The sequence below is a fragment of the Allosalinactinospora lopnorensis genome, assembly GCF_000981225.1.
In the GTDB taxonomy this organism is placed as follows: domain Bacteria; phylum Actinomycetota; class Actinomycetes; order Streptosporangiales; family Streptosporangiaceae; genus Allosalinactinospora; species Allosalinactinospora lopnorensis.
On record NZ_LAJC01000002.1, the window covers coordinates 171,327 to 187,281 of the forward strand.

Below are 15,955 nucleotides of genomic sequence, written 5' to 3' on the forward strand. Positions count from 1 at the left end.
CTCCTGTGAAGGAAACCGGAGTAGCGGAAGCGGCCGTGCCGGGCGAGGAGGAACTCCTCGCCCGCGTACGGCAGGCGTGGGCCGAGGTGCTTGGCCTGGGGGAGGCCGGAGAGGTTCCGCTCGACACGAACTTCCTCGATGCGGGTGGGAGCTCCATGCTGCTCATCATGCTCTGGGAGGAACTGAACCCGCTTTCGAGCGGCGGTCTGCGCGTATCGGACCTGTTCCAGCACAGCACGGTGAACGCCCAGGTCGCGTTGCTGGCCGGCGGGGGAGACCACGAGGCGACCCGAGTGGGAGCCCGGGACCGCGGCCGGCTGCTCGACCGGTCCCGCGCGGGCCGGTCCGCCTCGGACCGAGGGGAGAGCGCGCTATGACGAGTGCGACCGAGATCGCGGTCGTCGGTATCGGGTGCCGTTTCCCGGACGCCTGGACACCCGAGGAGTTCTGGCGGAACATCAAGCGTGGCGCGGTGTCGATGCGTGATCTGACGCCGGCCCAGCTCCAGGCCGCCGGAATCTCCGAGGAGGAGGCGTCGGCGCCGGATTTCGTCCGGGTGGCCGCCGGCCTGCCAGGGGTCGAGGAGTTCGCCGCCGACTTCTTCGGATACCCGCCGCGCGAGGCCGAGACCATCGATCCGCAGCAGCGGATCTTCCTTGAGACCGCCTGGGAGGCGCTCGAGTCGGCGGGCCACCCGCCCCGTGCCGACGGCCCCATTGTCGGCGTCTTCGGCAGCGCCTACGCCGGGACGTACTCGGCCGCCTTGCTCACCGCGAAGGCCCGGGACCGCGGGCTGCGGGCGGCCGTCGACGACCTCGACCTGACAGTGGGGGGCCAACCCGACTTCATGACGTCGAGGGCCGCCTACAAACTCGGGCTCCGCGGTCCCGCGCTCAGCATCCAGACGGGCTGCTCAGCCTCGCTCTACGCGCTGCACTACGCGACCCTCAGCCTGCTCGCCGGCGAATGCGACATCGCGCTCGCCGGGGGAGCGACGGTGCACGAGCCGCTCCGCGGGTACCGCTACCAGCCGGGCGGGGTGGTCTCCGAGGACGGCTACTGCCGGTCCTTCGACGCCCACTCGACAGGGACATCGCACAGCTCGGGTGTGGGGGTCGTGGCGCTGCGCAGGCTCTCCGACGCACTGGCGGACGGGGACAACGTGCTCGCTGTCATCCGCGGCAGCGCTGTGGGCAACGACGGTGGTGAACGGCTGGGCTTCGTGTCCCCCAGCCCGGCGGGCGTGGCCGATGTGATCGCCGCCGCGTTGCGGGTGGCCGACGTCCCGGCCGATCTGCTCTGCTACGCCGAGGCACACGGAACGGCCACGGCCGTGGGCGACCACATCGAACTGCTCGCGCTGACGCGGGCGGCGCGCGAGAGCACGCAGAAGAGCGGCTTCTGCGCTCTGGGATCGGTGATGACCAACGTCGGCCACACCGGGCCCGCCGCCGGCATCGCGGGCTTCATCAAGGCGGTGCACGTGGCGCGCTCCGGCGTGCTGCCGCCGCATCCGATGTTCGACCGGCCGCGCGACCCGGAGCTGCTCGCCGATAGTCCCTTCTACGTGCCGAAGGCGCGGGGAAGTGCGCAGACGCGGACCGGCACGTCCTGGTGAACTCGATCGGTGTCGGCGGCACGAACGCGTCGGCGGTCCTCGCCCCGCCTCCGGCGCCCACCCGCGCCCCCGCGCCGCTGCGGGAGAGGGTGCGGCTCGTCCTCTCGGCGCGTACCCGGGCCGAACTCGATGCGCAGTCCCACAGGATCGCCGACGCGCTGGACGCGGCCGTGGACACGGTGTCCGTTGGGGACGCCTCCTACACGCTGCGCGTCGGCCGACGCGCCTTCGAGGAGCGCCGCGTCGTCGAGGCGGCCCCGCGGGAGCTGTCGGCGGTGCTTCGCATGCCCCGACCGCCCGCGGCGCGCACCGTCCGGGCGGCACCGCGCCGCGGGCTCGTGGTGCTGCCGCCGGAGAGCGGGGGGTCGGCAGAGGTGGTGGACAGAATCCTCGCGGCGCTTCCGGAGGGGACCGAGGCGGTCCATGGGCCGCTGGAGACCGTCCCGGAGGACCACTTCGCGATTCTCGTCGGCCACGGCGAGGCCGGTCCCGACCGCCACGTCCTGATGGCCGGGGACGGCGCGGAGAACGGCGACCAGGTGGACGCGGCGCTGGCCGCTGCCTGGCTGCACGGGGTGGAGGTGGACTGGGAGACGCAGGCGGGTGGAGCCGGCCGCAGGGTCCACCTCCCGACCTACCCCTTCAGTCGCAAACGCTATTGGGCGCTGGACCGCCTCTCGCTGTCGCCCGGCCGGCAGGAGGAGCCTTCCCCGACTGCGGTCTCCACCGGAGGCTCGCTGGAGGAGGAGCTGGCCGGACTCTGGAAGGAGTACTTCGGAAGCGAGGTCGGCCCGGATGACGAGTTCGGGGCGCTCGGCGGGACGTCGCTCCTCTCCGTACAGATGGTGCTGGAGATCCAGCGGCGCCACGGTGTCCTGGTCAACGTCCACCGTGCCGGAGGCAGCCGGGCGACGGTCCGCCGGATCGCCGAGATCGTGCGCGGCATGCGCGCGGGAGCCGAACGCGGTTCGCCGGAGGTCGACCCGGTGGCCGACGGCGACGGTCCGCTGATCGACGCCGACCTGCAGCTTCCGCTGGGCGAGCTGAGTCCCGGCAAGGCCAGGGGCCGCGACGTGCTGGTAACGGGCGCGACCGGATATCTGGGCGCGTTCCTCCTGCACGAACTGGTGAACCGCACGAAAAACCGCGTGTACGCGCTGGTTCGGGCCGCCGATGAGGCGGAGGGCTGGGAGCGCCTGCGGGCCACCGCGCGCAAGTTCGCCCTTCCGGCCCCGGATCCGGAGCGTGTCGTCCCGGTGGTCGGCGACCTGCGGGAGGTCCGTGACGTCCTCCGCCGCTACCGGGGCGGGGAGTTGGGGGAGCGCGTGGGCCATGTCCTGCACTGCGCGGCCCGGGTGGTCTTCACCGAGCCGTACCGGGTCCTGCGGCAGGACAACGTGCTGTCCATGGTCGAGGTGCTCCGGTGGATGCGGGAGTGCGGGGTCCGCGATTTCAGTTACGTGTCCACTCTCGCGGCGACGGGGGCGTCGGAGAAGACCGGGGGCCGGATCCTGGAGACGCGGGACCAGCCGCTCGATCCCGACCTCGGCGGTTACGGGGTCAGCAAGTGGGTCGGCGAGCGCCTTCTCGAACGCGCGGAACAGGACGGGATGCGCGTCCGCGTCTTCCGGCCCGGACTGATCATGGCCGCCACCGGAACGGGGGCCTGCAACGAGAAGGACCTCATCTGGTTCGTCCTGGCCGCGGGGGTCGCGGTGGGCGCCCATCCGAAAGACGACCGCGCGATCCCGGTCTCCCCGGTGGATGTTCTGGCGAGGGGCATCGTGGAGCTGGCCGTGTCCTCCGATTCGGTGGGCCGCGCCTACCACCTTGTCGCCGAGAAGGCGTCGAGCATGTCCGACCTCTTCGCGATGCTCGCGGAGGCCGGACTTCCGACGCGGCCCATGCCGCACGGGGAGTGGCAGAGGCTGATCGCGGATCGGGCCCTCGCGACCCAGAGCACCATCCTCTCGCCGGTCGCCGCCTACGAACTCGAAGGACACGAGTCCGGCGATGGCGGGATCCAGGCCGGGGCCTGGCAGTCGTGGCTGCGTCGACGCGGACTCTTCGCTTCGCTCACCGGTGACCACCTGCGCAGTGGACTTGTCCACCTGGCCGGACAGGACGCCCGGATCGGTGACCTGCTTCCCGCGCTCGCAGAGGCGCAGCACGGGGCCGACACTGCCGAGGAGGTGCGATGACGCGGCCGGCGGACAACGACGGCGGCGGTACCCCGCACCGGCTCGCCGTCCTGGGGGCGGGCGTGATGGGGACGGGGATCACCGCACTCGCTCTCGGGTGCGGTCTGCCCGTGGTGCTCGTGGACGTGGACAAGGAAGCCCTGGAGCGTTCGCGGGATCGGGTGCGGACCCACCTGCGGTTCGCCCAGATGACGGGGAAGCTTCCGCCGGGTGGCGAGCAGGCCGGCTTCGAGACCACGACATCCGTAGCGGACATTTCCGGGTGCACCGCCGTCGTCGAGGCGGTCACCGAGCGGGCCGAGGTGAAGTCGCAGGTCTGGTCTGAGGTCGCCGCGACAGTCCCGCCCGGGACACTGCTGGTCTCGAACACCTCTGCGGTTCCGATCGGCGAGCAGGCCGCGTCGGTGCGGCACCCGGAGGACCTCATCGGTGTCCACTTCATGAACCCGCCCTACATGATCCACACAGCGGAGATCGTCCGGGGCCCGTCCACGGGTGACACCACCGTGGCGGCGACCAGGGCGCTGCTGGGCGCCCTCGGCCGGCACGGGATCGTGGTCGCCGATGCGCCCGGGTTCGTGATCAACCGGGTCCTGCAATGGACGATCAATGAAGCCGCCCGGATCGTCGAGGAGGGCATCGCTGCCCCCGAGGACGTGGACGCCTTGTTCAAGGGATGCCTCGGACACACTACGGGCCCCCTGGCCACCGCCGACCTCATCGGACTCGACAACGTCGTCGACTCGCTGCGGGTGCTGCGCGAACGACTCGACAACGACCGGTACGAGCCGTGTGACGCGCTGGTCGCGAAGGTGACCGCGGGCGATCTCGGCCGCAAGACGGGCCGCGGATTCTTCGATTACGGAGGGACAGCCTCTTGACTTCCTCCCTACGCCTAAAGGCGGGGGATTCCACCCCTCACGGGGTGGGTTTCCTGCTTCGTCGGCGACAGCACCCGAGCGGGCTCGGAATGTCTGAGGTCACCTCCACAGGCCGCAACGGCAAGGCCTGCCGCCATAATGTTCTTCGCGGCGTTGATGTCCCGGTCATGCCGGGTACCGCATCCAGGGCACGTCCAGTGCCTGGTGGAAAGCTTCAGTTCCGCCAGCAGGTGCTGGCAGTTCGAGCAGGTCTTGGAGGATGGGTACCAGCGGTCGATAACGACCAGGGGCTTGCCCCACTTGTGCGCTTTGTAGGCCAGCATCGACCGGAAGGCGCCCCACCCGCAGTCGGAGATGGCGCGGGCCGGGGACCGGTTGCGCACCAGGCGAACGCATCCGAACGTGCGCCCCAACTGGGCCTGCTGTTCGGAGTCCGGGTAGGACCGGCACTTGTACGCCGTCCGCATACCAGCAGGTTTAGCAGGACTATGCCCTCCTGCTTAACGCCAAATCACCTGGCCAGCAGGAGTTTCGCTTTCCTCCCCACGGCTGAAGCCGGGGGTCTCCAGCGAGAGGAAGAACGATGAACGCTTCGGTCAACGAGACGACCGGTACCCCGGCGGCGGAGCAGGTCCGCACAACCATGCTGGAGTTTCTCGAGGAGCGGACCAGGCAGCCCGTGGAGGCGGACACGGACCTGTTCGCCTCAGGCCTGGTTTCGTCGATGTTCGCCATGGAGCTCCTCGTCCACCTCGAACGGTCCTTCGGGGTCGCCGTGGCCGGCCCTGACCTGAAGCTGGACAACTTCCGCACGGTCGAGGCGATGACCGAACTGGTGCTGCGGCTCCGCGGTGGTGCCGATGACTGACGAACTCGAGGAACCCCTTGCGCTCGTCACCGATGTGGTGGGGGACCGGGCCGGTGAATGGGACCGCGGTGGAAGACTGCCGGAGGAGGAGGTCCGCTGGCTTGGGGCGAAGGGCCTCCTGTGCGCGCAAATACCCCCGGAGTTCGGCGGACGCGGGTTCTCCAGTGAGGAGAACGGCCGGCTCACGGCGCACACGGGCCGCCTGTGTTCCTCACTGCGCAGCCTGATGACCTCCCAGGGCATGGCCGCCTGGACCGTGGAGCGGTTCGGTAGCGGTGCCCAGCAGGGCAGGTATCTCTCTCAGCTCACCTCCGGGAGCCTGACCGGTGTCGCGTTCAGCGAGCCGGCGGCGGGAAGCGACCTGTCGGCGATCAGTACCCGGATCAGCGCCGAGGGCGACACGGTCCTCATCGAAGGCCAGAAGGTCTGGGTCACCGGTGCCGCCTACGCTGATCTGCTCGTGGTCTTCGGGCGGTACGGAGAGGGCGCCGCGGCGGCCGTGGTCCCCACGGACGCCGCGGGGGTGGCCGTGCGGCCGATCCCCGATCCGCTGGGCTGCAGGGCCGCGGGCCATGCCGATGTCTCGTTCGACGGGGTGCGGATTCCTGCGGACAGCCTGCTGGGCGGCGCCGGGCTGCCCATCGAGTGGCTGGTCACCTCGGCGCTCACCTACGGTCGGCTCTCTGTGGCGTGGGGATGCGTGGGCATCCTGCAGGCATGCCTCTCCGCGGCCGCCGGACACGCGGCCGTCCGTGAGCAGTCGGGCAGGCGCCTGGTCGATCATCAGCTCGTCGCTCGGCATCTGGCCGAGCTGCTGGTCGCCGAGCAGGCGGCCGTCCGCTGCTGCGAGCACGCCAGCCGCTGCTGGGACCGGGGCATCCCGATGGCGACGTCGGCGGTGCTGACCAAGCATTTCGCGGCGACGAACGCGGCGCGTGGCGCGGCGTCGGCCGTTCAGGTGCTCGGGTCGGCCGGGGCCAGGGACGGGGAGACCGTGGCCCGTGCGTACCGGGATGCCAAGGTCATGGAGATCATCGAGGGAAGCAGCGAGATCAGCCAGTTGCTCCTCTCCGAACACGCGGTCTCGGTGTGGTCATGAGTATCGGGATAGGGAGCATCCATTGCCTCCTTCCCGAACTCCGGAAGGATGTGACACTCCTTCCGGAGTTCGGGATGCTCGGCATCGAGGAGGCGGAGTTCGTCCGAAAGAGCGGAATCGCGACGGTCGGCGTCTTCGACGAGACCGCGCCGACGGACCTGGCGGCCCGGGTGTGCCGGGAGCTGCCCTTCGGGGATCGGCCGGACGGTCCGGATGTGCTGCTGCTCGTAGCGCCGAGGGCCCCTGACGTCCTTCTCGGGTCGGATGTCTGCAAGGTGCAGGCCGACGCGGCACTGGACTCGGCGTTCGCGTTCAGCGTGGACGGTCTGGGCTGCACCGGGTCCAGTACGGCGTGGGCGCTGGCCCGTGACATGTTGCTGGCGGACCCCTCCAGGCGGAGCGTGGCCATCGTGCACGCCAGTCGGCCGGCCGGGATGGAGCGGGTGCGCTACCCGGTCACGGTCATCGGCGACGGCGCCTACGCGATGACCGTGGTGCGCGGCGGGCGGCCGAGCATGCGCGCTCACCGGATGGAGACCGACGGCAGCTTCCACGCCCTCTTCTCGATCGATTACAAGAGGGTCCCCTGGTACGAGTGGCGGGAGGAGTGCCAGTCCGCGGATCGCTACCGCTTCGAACTGGCCCTGAACAGCCGGGAGCGGCTCGCGCGGATGGTCGACGAGGTCCTCGCCGAAGCGGGCGTGGGAAAGGGCGACATCGCCGCCACGCTGATGCAGAACATCACCGCGAGCGCGTACGGGTTCTACGAGGCACTGCTTGGCCTTCCGATCCATCCGGTGTGCGGCCGGAGTCTGGCCGAGTACGGGCACCTCGGTGCGATGGACGTCGTGCTCAACCTGGACCGGCTGCTCGAAGAGGACGAGTTCTCCGAGGGAGACCTGGTGCTCGTTCTGAACAACAGCCCGGTGGCCGCATGGGCGGTGACGCTATGGGAGATCTGAGCGCGAACGGAGACGGAGGAGTCGTCGTGGGACGTGGGGGCGCAGCGCCGGGCACGGTGAAGTGCCTGGTGTGGGATCTCGACAACACACTGTGGAAGGGGGTACTGCTCGAGGGCGACGAGGTGGAGCTGCCCGGGGAGATACGCGGGGTCGTCACCGAACTGGACTCGCGGGGGATCCTGCAGTCGGTCGCCAGCAAGAACGACCAGGAGCCGGCGTGGGAGCGGCTGGAGAAGCTCGGTATCGCCGAGTACTTTATCCTGCCCGAGATCAATTGGGGACCGAAGTCGGACTCGGTCCGGCGGATCGCGGCCGGACTGGAATTCGCCGAGTCCACCGTCGCGTTCATCGACGACCAGCCGACGGAGCGGGCCGAGGTCTCCTACCACCTCCCCCAGGTCCGGTGCTACGACGCCGCCCAGGCGGCCATCCTCACGGACCTGCCCGATTTCACCCCCGAGGTGGTCACGAAGGACGCCCGACGGCGCCGCGAGATGTACCGGGCCGGCTCCCGGCGGAAGGCGGCACAGCAGGAGTTCACCGGTCCGGACGAGGACTTTCTGCGCTCCTTGGACCTGGAGATGCGGGTCGAGCGGGCCACCGAGGCGGAGCTGGCCAGGGTTGAGGAGCTGACCCGGCGTACCAGCCAGATGAACGCCACGGGGGTCCACTACTCCCATGCGGCGCTGAGCACCCTGCTCGCCGACCCGCGCCACGAGGTCCTCGTCGCGACCCTGACCGACCGCTTCGGCCCGCACGGCGCCATCGGGATCATCCTGCTGGAGAGGAACCCGGCCAACTGGCACCTCAAGCTGTTGGCCACCTCCTGCCGGGTCGTCTCCTTCGGCGCCGGCGCGGCATTGCTGAACTGGCTCATCGACCAGGCCGCACGGGCAGGAAACCATCTCACCGCCGACTTCCGCCGCACCGAGCGGAACAGGATGATGGAAGTGGCCTACCGCTTCGCCGGGTTCACCGGTGAGGAATGCGACTGCCTCGGGATACTCCCCGCGGTGCCGGAAACCGAGGGGGTAGAGCGGCTCCACATGGCGCCGACGTCCCGGAGCGACCCCTCGACGATACGGCTCGTCGCCCCGCACATCCACGAGGCCGGTGAAAAGGGGCGACGGGATGGCTGAGGGCACGCTCTACCAACTGTTCGCTGACAGCGCGGCGCGCTTCCCGGACTCTCCCGCGGTCGAGCTGGACACGGTCTCGCTGTCGTATGCGGAGCTGCACCGCTGTGCTCTCGGGCTGGCGGAGCGGGTCGTGCACGCGCACGGGCGGGTGCCTGCCCGGATGGCGCTGCTCGCGAACCGCAGCGTCGTGGCGTTCGCGGGCTATCTCGCCGCGCTGCGCCTCGGAGCCGCGGTCGGCCCGCTCAATCCCGGGTTCCCGGCCGAACGCAACCACAGGGTGTGCGAACTGGCGGGTCCGGATGTGCTCCTGGCGGACGAGTCCGGCGCCGCCCAGGTGAAAGGGGCGCTCGACGGTGCCGCGCCCACGGTCATCAGCGTGACCGACGACGAGGCCCTGGCCGCCGACCCGGCCGCCCACCAGGTACCGCCCTATAGCGGGTCCCCGGACGATGTCGCCTACATCCTGTTCACATCGGGCTCAACGGGCCGCCCGAAGGGGGTCCCGATCCGGCACCGGAACGTGACGCCGTATGCGGCGCACAACATCGCCAGGTACCAGGTTGCGCCGGGGTGCCGGATGTCCCACACGTTCGACCTCACCTTCGACCCCTCGGTGTTCGACCTCTTCGTCACTTGGGGCGCCGGCGCCACCCTCGTCGTGCCCAACCGGCACCAGCAGTACGCGCCCGTGGACTACCTGGTGGACAGGGCGATCACGCACTGGTTCTCCGTGCCCTCTGTGGTGTCGGTCGGCGAGGAGCTGGGGTGCCTGCCCAAGGGCCGGGTCGACACGCTGCGGTGGAGCGTGTTCATCGGGGAGCAGCTCTCCTACCGCCAGGCCCGGGCATGGCGCGATGTCGCCCCCGGCGGGCGCATCGAGAACGTCTACGGACCGACCGAGCTGACGGTCGCCTGCACCGAGTACACGCTGCCCGGCAGCACCGGCGACTGGCCGGGGACGTCGAACGGCACCGTGCCCATCGGCCCGGTGTATGAGTTCCTCGACTACCTGGTGCTCGACGAGGAGGGGAAGGCCGCCGCCGAGGGTGAGCTGTGCGTGCGCGGTTCGCAGCGGTTCGACGGTTACCTGGACCCGGCGGACAACAGCGGCCGCTTCCTGGCCTGGGACGGGGAGCGCGCCACCGAGTACGACGGCACGGCTCGTCTCACGGCGGAGCACTACTACAGGACCGGCGACCGGGTCAGGTTCGAGGCCGGGCACCTGGTGCACCTCGGACGGCTGGACAACCAGGTGAAAATTCGGGGGTACCGCGTGGAGCTCGGTGAGATCGAGGCGGCCCTGCGCCGCCACCCCCGGATCAGCCAGGCGGTCGTGACCGTTCTGGTCCGGGGCGAGGAGACCGAACTGGTCGGCTCCTATACCGGTGATCCGGTCCCCGCGGTCGAGCTCACGCGTTGGCTCCGCAAACAGGTGCCGATTCACATGGTGCCACGGCGGGTGCGCCACCTGGACGCGATCCCGCTGACAGCCAACGGCAAGGCCGACCGCCTCAGGCTGCGGGACATGCTGCTGGCGGACGGCGAAGCGGTAGCGCCCTGACCGGGACGGACGGCTGAAGGAGCTCTTCGCACGATGTCTTTTATCCGCGAGCTGGTTCCGCCGCCAGGGCACGTTCGCACCCTTTGCGCCAGTAACCTGGCGAAGACCGTCGGGCACGGCATCTTCGTGTCCGTCGGGGTCCTCTTCTTCACCCGCACCGTCGGAATTCCCGCCGGGCAGGTCGGACTCGCCCTGACCATCGGTGCGGCCGTCGGGATGTTCGCCAGCGTGCCGGCGGGACGGCTGGCCGACCTCACCGGTCCGCGGAACACGACCGTGGGTTTCCTTCTCTTGCTCGGGGTGTTCGTCTGCGCCTACGGATTCGTCGGCAGCTTCCCGGCCTTGGTGGTCGCCGCCAGCCTTGCGCTCTTGGCCGAATCGGCGACGGACGCGGCGCGCGGGGCACTCATAGCGGGGCTCATCCCATCCGAAGAGCGGGTCCGCGCCTGGGCCTACCTGCGGTCCACCGCGAACATCGGCCTCTCGCTCGGGGCGGGAGCGGGAGCCGTCGGCCTGGTGTTCGACACCAGGCTCGCCTACGTGGGTCTGCTGATGGGCGCGGGGGCGATGTTCCTGACCGCGGGTTTCGCCTACCTCCGCGTCCCGCAGGTCCCCCCGGCCCCCAAGGTCGAGGACGGGCCGACGTGGGTGGTGCTGCGGGACCTGCCCTACGCGACCATGGCGCTGCTCAACACGGTGCTGATCATGAACTGGCCGGTTGTGACCGTGGCGCTGCCCGTATGGATCGCTGACCGGACCGAGGCGCCCGTGTGGGTGTTCTCCGCGGTCCTGATGATCAATACCGCAATGGTGGTGTTCCTTCAGGTACGGATGAGCCGAGGCGCGGGCACCGTGGACGGGGGCGCGCGGGCGATGCGCCGGTCGGGGGTCCTGCTGGCGGTGAGCTGTGCCCTGTTCGCCGTGACCGCCGGGCTGCCCGCGTGGGCGGCCGGACTCCTGCTGCTGGCCGCCGGGGTGGTCCACGTCTTCGGCGAGATGCTGCACGGGGCAGGGTCCTGGTCCCTCGGGTACGGGCTCGCTCCCGAGCACGCGATGGGGCAGTACCAGGGCCTGTTCACGATGTCGATCCAGCTGGGCACCGTGGCCACTCCCGTACTCGCGACCGCGCTGATCGTCGGCCTGGGATGGTCCGGCTGGCTGGTGTTCGCCCTGCTCTTCCTGGTCGCGGGCGCAGCGGCGCCGCCGGTGGCGCGGTGGGCGCGGCAGACCAGGCGGCCCGATGCGGCGACGAGGAGTCCCTCCGCGTGAGGCGGCAGCGAGGAGCCGCCACCGCGACCGCGGTACGGCGGACGAATTCCGAAACCGGAGCGAAAAGTATGGATTTCAGCCTGTTCTACTTCGCGAACGACAGCCGGGCGTCCGAGGCGAACCAGTACGAGCTCCTCCTGGAGGGGGCCCGTTTCGCCGACCGGAACGGGTTCGCGGCCGTGTGGACCCCTGAGCGCCACTTCCACCCCTTCGGAGGCGTCTACCCCAACCCTTCGGTCACCGGCGCGGCTGTCGCGGCCATCACCGAACACGTGCGGATCCGGGCCGGGAGTGTGGTGGCGCCCCTGCACCATCCGCTGCGGATCGCCGAGGAATGGGCTGTTGTCGACAACCTGTCCGGGGGGCGCGTCGGTCTTTCCTTCGCGTCTGGGTGGCACGCGGCGGACTTCGTTCTCCGCCCGGAGAACTACGAGAGCCGCAAAGAGGTGCTCCTTCGGCACCTGGACCAGGTGCGCCGACTGTGGCGAGGTGAGCGGATCCCGCTTGTGGACGGTGTCGGAACCGAGCGCGATGTGGCGATCTTCCCGCGTCCCCGCCAGCTGGAACTGCCCACCTGGATCACGAGCGCGGGGAGCATCGAGACGTTCCGCGGCGCCGGAAGGGCGGGCGCGGGACTTCTCACCCACCTTCTGGGGCAGGATGTGGCGGACCTCGCCGAGAAGATCGCCGCGTACCGGACCGCTGTGGCCGAGCGGCCGGATGCCGACGGTTGGCCCGGACACGTCGTCGTGATGGTCCATTCCTTCCTGGGCGATGACGAGGAGGAGGTCCGTGAGGTGGTGCGGGAGCCCCTGTGCGCGTACTTGCGCAGCTCGCTCGGCCTGCTCCTGGGCGCCCAGGTCAACGGGGCGCGCAGAATCGATCCGGCTGAACTCGCCGAGGAGGACGTCGAGTTCATGGTGTCGAGGGCGTTCGAGCGGTACTTCGACGACGGGGGGCTGCTCGGGACCGTTCCCAAAGCGGAGCGGGTCGTCGCCCGTCTCCGCGAAATGGGGGTGGATGAAGTCGCCTGTCTGATCGACTTCGGCCTTCCGACGAAGACGGTCTTGGACGGGTTGGAACGGCTCGACCGACTGCGGGAGCTCTCGGCGGTGGACCGCATCCGGCCGACGAACTGAAACGGTGGGCACAGTTGGGTGGAATAGTCGATTTCGAGGTTCGGTTTCCCTCGTCGCGGGTCAGCGTGCAGGAGATGCACCGCATGTCCGGGCTTCCGGTAGCGGAGATCACGGCGATCACGCACTGCGCGGAGATCCCTGTGCTGGACGAGGGGGAGGAGGCGTGGGAGCTCGCGTTCGACGCGGCCACCGCCGTGGTGGAGCGGAACTCGGTCCCCCTTGACGAGGTCGGGCAGGTGATCTACGCGGGCTCGGGCGAGTGGGACCTTCCGTTGTGGTCCCCGGCCGCCAAGGTCGCAGACGAACTCGGCATTGCAAGAGCGCACTGCTTCGAGATCGTCAACTTCTGCAACGCCAGTACGGCGGCTATACGTACCGGCATGGACGCCGTGCTCACGGGGTGGGCCGATTATGTGCTGCTGCTCCTCGGCGACCGGATGAGCAGGTTCATCGACTACACAGACCCGGATTCGAAGTCCCTGTTCAACTTCGGGGACACCGCGACAGCGATGCTGCTGGGCCGTACCGGCGAGGACTTCCGGCTGCTGCACACGGCTACGCGGACCGACCCCTCCTGGTGTGAGTTCTACAGCGGAGAAAGGGAGGAACACCGGGCGGTGGTGCGTCGCAGGGGACGCCGCCCCGGAGCGGCGGACGCATATGTCGAGAACCTCTCGGCGCTTGTGGGCGAGACGCTCTCAGCGCTGGGCAAGAGCGCGGACGACGTCGCCCACCTCCTGATCAACCACAGCAACAGAACCACACACGAGCGCCTCCTGGACAGGCTCGGCCTGCCGCGGGAGCGGAGCGTCTTCAACTACGACCGGTTGGGGCACATGGGGGCGTCGGATCCGTTCATCGCGCTGAGGGGCCTGCTGGCGGAGAAGCGTCTCCGACAGGGGGACCTCGTTCTTCTGCTCTCAAGCGGGTTCGGGTTCAGTTGGGGGGTCACGGCCGTCGAGTACCGCGGCGCCTAGCGGTCCTGGACCCGCCGCTCCGGTAAGGGCCGGCACCCACGAGGGCCGGCCCTTACCGGTCGCACGCCACGGTTCCGCCGCGGCGAGCGGCGGGCTACGGCAGAAGTGCCGCCGCGGCCCAGTCGTCACCTCCCCCGCACAGCGCGATATCCACGTAGCCCGGGTCCGCGCTGGGAGCCACAGCAACCCCGTATCCCCGGTCCCCGCCGAGTTCCCACACGTCCTCGGGATCGACCTGGTCGACGGAACCGGTCGCCTTGATCGCCTGTTCGAGTGTCGTCCCCGCTGGTGCCGCGTCGATCGTCTCCGCCAGGCGGGCGTCGACGAAGTTCCTCGCGTCCGGGGCGCCGCGCACCAGCAGGCTTTCGAGGTTCTCGTCGAACGCTCGTGTGAGGAGGTCGACGAGGGGGCGGGGAGCGGTGGCAGGGTCCCAGCGCACGTCGTGCTGCGCGGTCCGCCTCGCCGGCGTGCCCGAAGAGAGGACCGCGTCATAGCGGAAGCGGTTCATCTCCGAGGGGTGGGAGCCTCGTCGGACCAGGGTGTGGCAGCGCAGGCCCGGACCGATGCCGGCCACGGTCTCCGCCATTGCGGTCGGGCCTATGAGCAGGGCCGGGTCCTGGGCCATCGATCGTTCGACCGTGCTTCGTACCCGCTCGACGGGGGTGCCGGGCGGAAGCTCGCCTCTCACGAGCGAGAGGTGGGCGGCCCGGTGCAGATCCCGGTTCCGGATATCGCCGAGAAAGAATATTCCGTCGTTTCCCGCGGTATCCACGAGACCGGTCAAGACTTCCCTGAGATAGGCCATGTTGGGGAAATACTGGACCACCGAGTTGAGGAGGACGAGGTCGTAGGGGCCGTCGACCAGCCGCGCCGTGTCTCGCGCGTCAGCGGCAAGGACATCGATGTGCGACAGCGCCCCGTCATGCTCCAGCCGTTCCCGTGTCCGTTCCACCGCCTCCACCGAGAAATCGGTTCCGGTGTATCTGGAGCACCTCGGGCCGAGCTCAAAGAGGAACAGTCCGACACCGCATCCGACGTCCAGAATACTTCTCGGTTCCAGGGACGCTATCCGGGCGGACGTCGTATCCACCCATTCTCGCATGTAATCATCGGGGAGCGGAGTCAGTGTGCGACTGCTGAACCATCCGGCTTTGTTCAGCCCACCGTTCTCCTCGGGGCCGGAGAACCGGTAGGTGGTTTCCCAGAATTTTCGCCACGGCGCCTCGCCGGAGGTCTGGTTCTCCGTGGCGGCTGTGCCGGTCCCCTGTCCTTCGCGCCGCTCTCGTATTTCAGGTGAGAAGTGCGGAACCTCTGTTCCGTGGAGAGCGGCGGCCAGACGTCGGGGCGTCCCCTCCTGGAACAACTGGGATACGACCATCGTGCAGCCGAGCCACTGGTTGAGCAGCCCGACGATGTGTGACGCGTCATACAGATCCTGGCACACGTCGCTGAATTCGTCGTCCGGGGCTGTGTCCAGGCCCAGTACATCGGAGCAGACGGCGACGACCGCGCGAAGCAGATCACCATCGGCGCGGGATTGTTCCGCTTTCGCTGCTCCTGGTTCGTGGATGTTCTCCACGGATTTCACTCCTCTTCCTCGGCGTCGAGAGAAGACACCGGAGACTAATATAGGTGAGGAGAAAATAGCGCGCGCTCACGTGGCCGTTATAGGCCAATTGTGAGCGCGGCTGGTCGCCGTGTCCGGGACGTGATGCGGGCGGACCCGGTATTGGAGGTTCCCAGCACGTGAAAACCGGGAACCGGCCAATGGCGGTGTGGTGCGGCGGACTCCGGGGCGACAACCCTGAAGATGGGAGGCGAACGGCTGACCAAGCTGGTGGCCGATACCGCCTCCGGCCGTATCGTCGGCGCGACGCCGGTCGGCCGCTACGGTGCCGAGGAGCGGTTGCGGGCGATGGTCCACGCCTTTTCCCGAACGGGGGACGCGTATGGGGAACCGCCGGCCGGGGTGAGCGGCGGGCGGCGTACCGGGAGCGGCGCGGGCCCGCGTGTCAGGCCGGCCGCGCCCCGGGTAGGCCCGTGGTACGGGGAGACCGAGAGTGAGGCAGGCCGGTGGCACGCACCAAGAGGATCACGTTCACGGGGGATGAGGGCACCGAGCTGTCCGGGCGGCTGGAGCTGCCGGACGGCCCGGTCCACGCGGTGGCCCTGTTCGCGCACTGCTTCGCCTGCGGCGAGGGCGCTGACGCGGCCGCGCGGATCGCCCGCGGCCTCGCCGGC

14 protein-coding genes are annotated in these 15,955 nt (G+C 69.5%); 12 read left to right on the forward strand and 2 right to left on the reverse strand.

The genetic code is table 11. The features are described 5' to 3' along the window. Window positions 1–5 precede the first annotated feature (5 nt). From VS93_RS01750 to VS93_RS01760, 4 genes are read left to right on the forward strand one after another with little or no spacing between them, the layout of a single operon-like run. Window positions 6–377 carry an acyl carrier protein gene (locus VS93_RS01750; protein WP_201776517.1) on the forward strand — a complete coding sequence of 124 codons (372 nt, stop codon included), beginning with the start codon at window positions 6–8 and terminating at the stop codon, window positions 375–377. Further along, the gene (locus VS93_RS01755; protein ID WP_052745451.1) at window positions 374–1,618 is read left to right on the forward strand and encodes a beta-ketoacyl [acyl carrier protein] synthase domain-containing protein; all 1,245 of its coding nucleotides are present in this window, start codon (window positions 374–376) and stop codon (window positions 1,616–1,618) included. Before VS93_RS01750 ends, VS93_RS01755 begins: the two co-directional genes overlap by 4 nt. Beyond that, the gene (locus VS93_RS26585) at window positions 1,615–3,819 is read left to right on the forward strand and encodes a thioester reductase domain-containing protein (protein WP_052745452.1); all 2,205 of its coding nucleotides are present in this window, start codon (window positions 1,615–1,617) and stop codon (window positions 3,817–3,819) included. Before VS93_RS01755 ends, VS93_RS26585 begins: the two co-directional genes overlap by 4 nt. After that, window positions 3,816–4,700, forward strand: coding sequence for a 3-hydroxyacyl-CoA dehydrogenase family protein (locus VS93_RS01760; RefSeq protein ID WP_046468244.1), 885 nt, complete (start codon window positions 3,816–3,818; stop codon window positions 4,698–4,700). Before VS93_RS26585 ends, VS93_RS01760 begins: the two co-directional genes overlap by 4 nt. Before the next feature lie 14 nt (window positions 4,701–4,714). On the opposite strand, the gene VS93_RS01765 is transcribed toward VS93_RS01760, so the two are convergent. Then, window positions 4,715–5,167, reverse strand: coding sequence for an RNA-guided endonuclease TnpB family protein (locus tag VS93_RS01765; RefSeq protein ID WP_052745453.1), 453 nt, complete (start codon window positions 5,165–5,167; stop codon window positions 4,715–4,717). Between the two features lie 116 nt (window positions 5,168–5,283). Here VS93_RS01765 and VS93_RS01770 point away from each other — a divergent pair, with 116 nt between their 5' ends. From VS93_RS01770 to VS93_RS01805, 8 genes are all read left to right on the forward strand, one after another. Beyond that, a complete protein-coding gene (locus VS93_RS01770) occupies window positions 5,284–5,568 on the forward strand; it encodes an acyl carrier protein (RefSeq protein WP_046468245.1) in 285 nt (94 codons plus the stop codon). Then, complete coding sequence (locus tag VS93_RS01775; RefSeq protein WP_046468282.1) at window positions 5,561–6,667, forward strand: acyl-CoA dehydrogenase family protein; 1,107 nt, start codon at window positions 5,561–5,563, stop codon at window positions 6,665–6,667. Before VS93_RS01770 ends, VS93_RS01775 begins: the two co-directional genes overlap by 8 nt. 50 nt (window positions 6,668–6,717) lie before the next feature. Then, the gene (locus VS93_RS01780; RefSeq protein WP_201776518.1) at window positions 6,718–7,629 is read left to right on the forward strand and encodes a 3-oxoacyl-[acyl-carrier-protein] synthase III C-terminal domain-containing protein; all 912 of its coding nucleotides are present in this window, start codon (window positions 6,718–6,720) and stop codon (window positions 7,627–7,629) included. 26 nt (window positions 7,630–7,655) lie between these two features. Then, the gene (locus VS93_RS01785; RefSeq protein WP_236700275.1) at window positions 7,656–8,768 is read left to right on the forward strand and encodes an HAD-IIIC family phosphatase; all 1,113 of its coding nucleotides are present in this window, start codon (window positions 7,656–7,658) and stop codon (window positions 8,766–8,768) included. Further along, window positions 8,761–10,329 (forward strand): amino acid adenylation domain-containing protein, encoded by a 1,569-nt coding sequence (locus VS93_RS01790; RefSeq protein WP_046468246.1) that lies wholly within the window; start codon window positions 8,761–8,763, stop codon window positions 10,327–10,329. The genes VS93_RS01785 and VS93_RS01790 overlap by 8 nt, the downstream gene beginning before the upstream one ends. Window positions 10,330–10,362: 33 nt before the next feature. Further along, window positions 10,363–11,598 carry an MFS transporter gene (locus VS93_RS01795; RefSeq protein ID WP_046468247.1) on the forward strand — a complete coding sequence of 412 codons (1,236 nt, stop codon included), beginning with the start codon at window positions 10,363–10,365 and terminating at the stop codon, window positions 11,596–11,598. 68 nt (window positions 11,599–11,666) lie between these two features. Continuing rightward, a complete protein-coding gene (locus tag VS93_RS01800) occupies window positions 11,667–12,737 on the forward strand; it encodes a MupA/Atu3671 family FMN-dependent luciferase-like monooxygenase (RefSeq protein WP_046468248.1) in 1,071 nt (356 codons plus the stop codon). 83 nt (window positions 12,738–12,820) lie between these two features. Then, window positions 12,821–13,714, forward strand: coding sequence for a 3-oxoacyl-ACP synthase III family protein (locus VS93_RS01805; protein ID WP_236700276.1), 894 nt, complete (start codon window positions 12,821–12,823; stop codon window positions 13,712–13,714). Between the two features lie 94 nt (window positions 13,715–13,808). Here the strand turns inward: VS93_RS01805 and VS93_RS01810 are convergent, their stop codons facing one another. Further along, entirely contained in the window at window positions 13,809–15,302 is a 1,494-nt protein-coding gene (locus tag VS93_RS01810) for a methyltransferase (RefSeq protein WP_046468250.1), read from the reverse strand. Window positions 15,303–15,955 lie beyond the last annotated feature (653 nt).

What these genes read in the sequence shown, in the direction of transcription:
- VS93_RS01755 (WP_052745451.1), top strand. Translation starts at nt 374, where the DNA reads ATGACGAGTGCGACCGAGATCGCGGTCGTCGGTATCGGGTGCCGTTTC.
- VS93_RS01760 (WP_046468244.1), top strand. Translation starts at nt 3,816, where the DNA reads ATGACGCGGCCGGCGGACAACGACGGCGGCGGTACCCCGCACCGGCTC.
- VS93_RS01765 (WP_052745453.1), bottom strand. Translation starts at nt 5,167, where the DNA reads ATGCGGACGGCGTACAAGTGCCGGTCCTACCCGGACTCCGAACAGCAG.
- VS93_RS01770 (WP_046468245.1), top strand. Translation starts at nt 5,284, where the DNA reads ATGAACGCTTCGGTCAACGAGACGACCGGTACCCCGGCGGCGGAGCAG.
- VS93_RS01775 (WP_046468282.1), top strand. Translation starts at nt 5,561, where the DNA reads ATGACTGACGAACTCGAGGAACCCCTTGCGCTCGTCACCGATGTGGTG.
- VS93_RS01790 (WP_046468246.1), top strand. Translation starts at nt 8,761, where the DNA reads ATGGCTGAGGGCACGCTCTACCAACTGTTCGCTGACAGCGCGGCGCGC.
- VS93_RS01795 (WP_046468247.1), top strand. Translation starts at nt 10,363, where the DNA reads ATGTCTTTTATCCGCGAGCTGGTTCCGCCGCCAGGGCACGTTCGCACC.
- VS93_RS01800 (WP_046468248.1), top strand. Translation starts at nt 11,667, where the DNA reads ATGGATTTCAGCCTGTTCTACTTCGCGAACGACAGCCGGGCGTCCGAG.
- VS93_RS01805 (WP_236700276.1), top strand. Translation starts at nt 12,821, where the DNA reads ATGTCCGGGCTTCCGGTAGCGGAGATCACGGCGATCACGCACTGCGCG.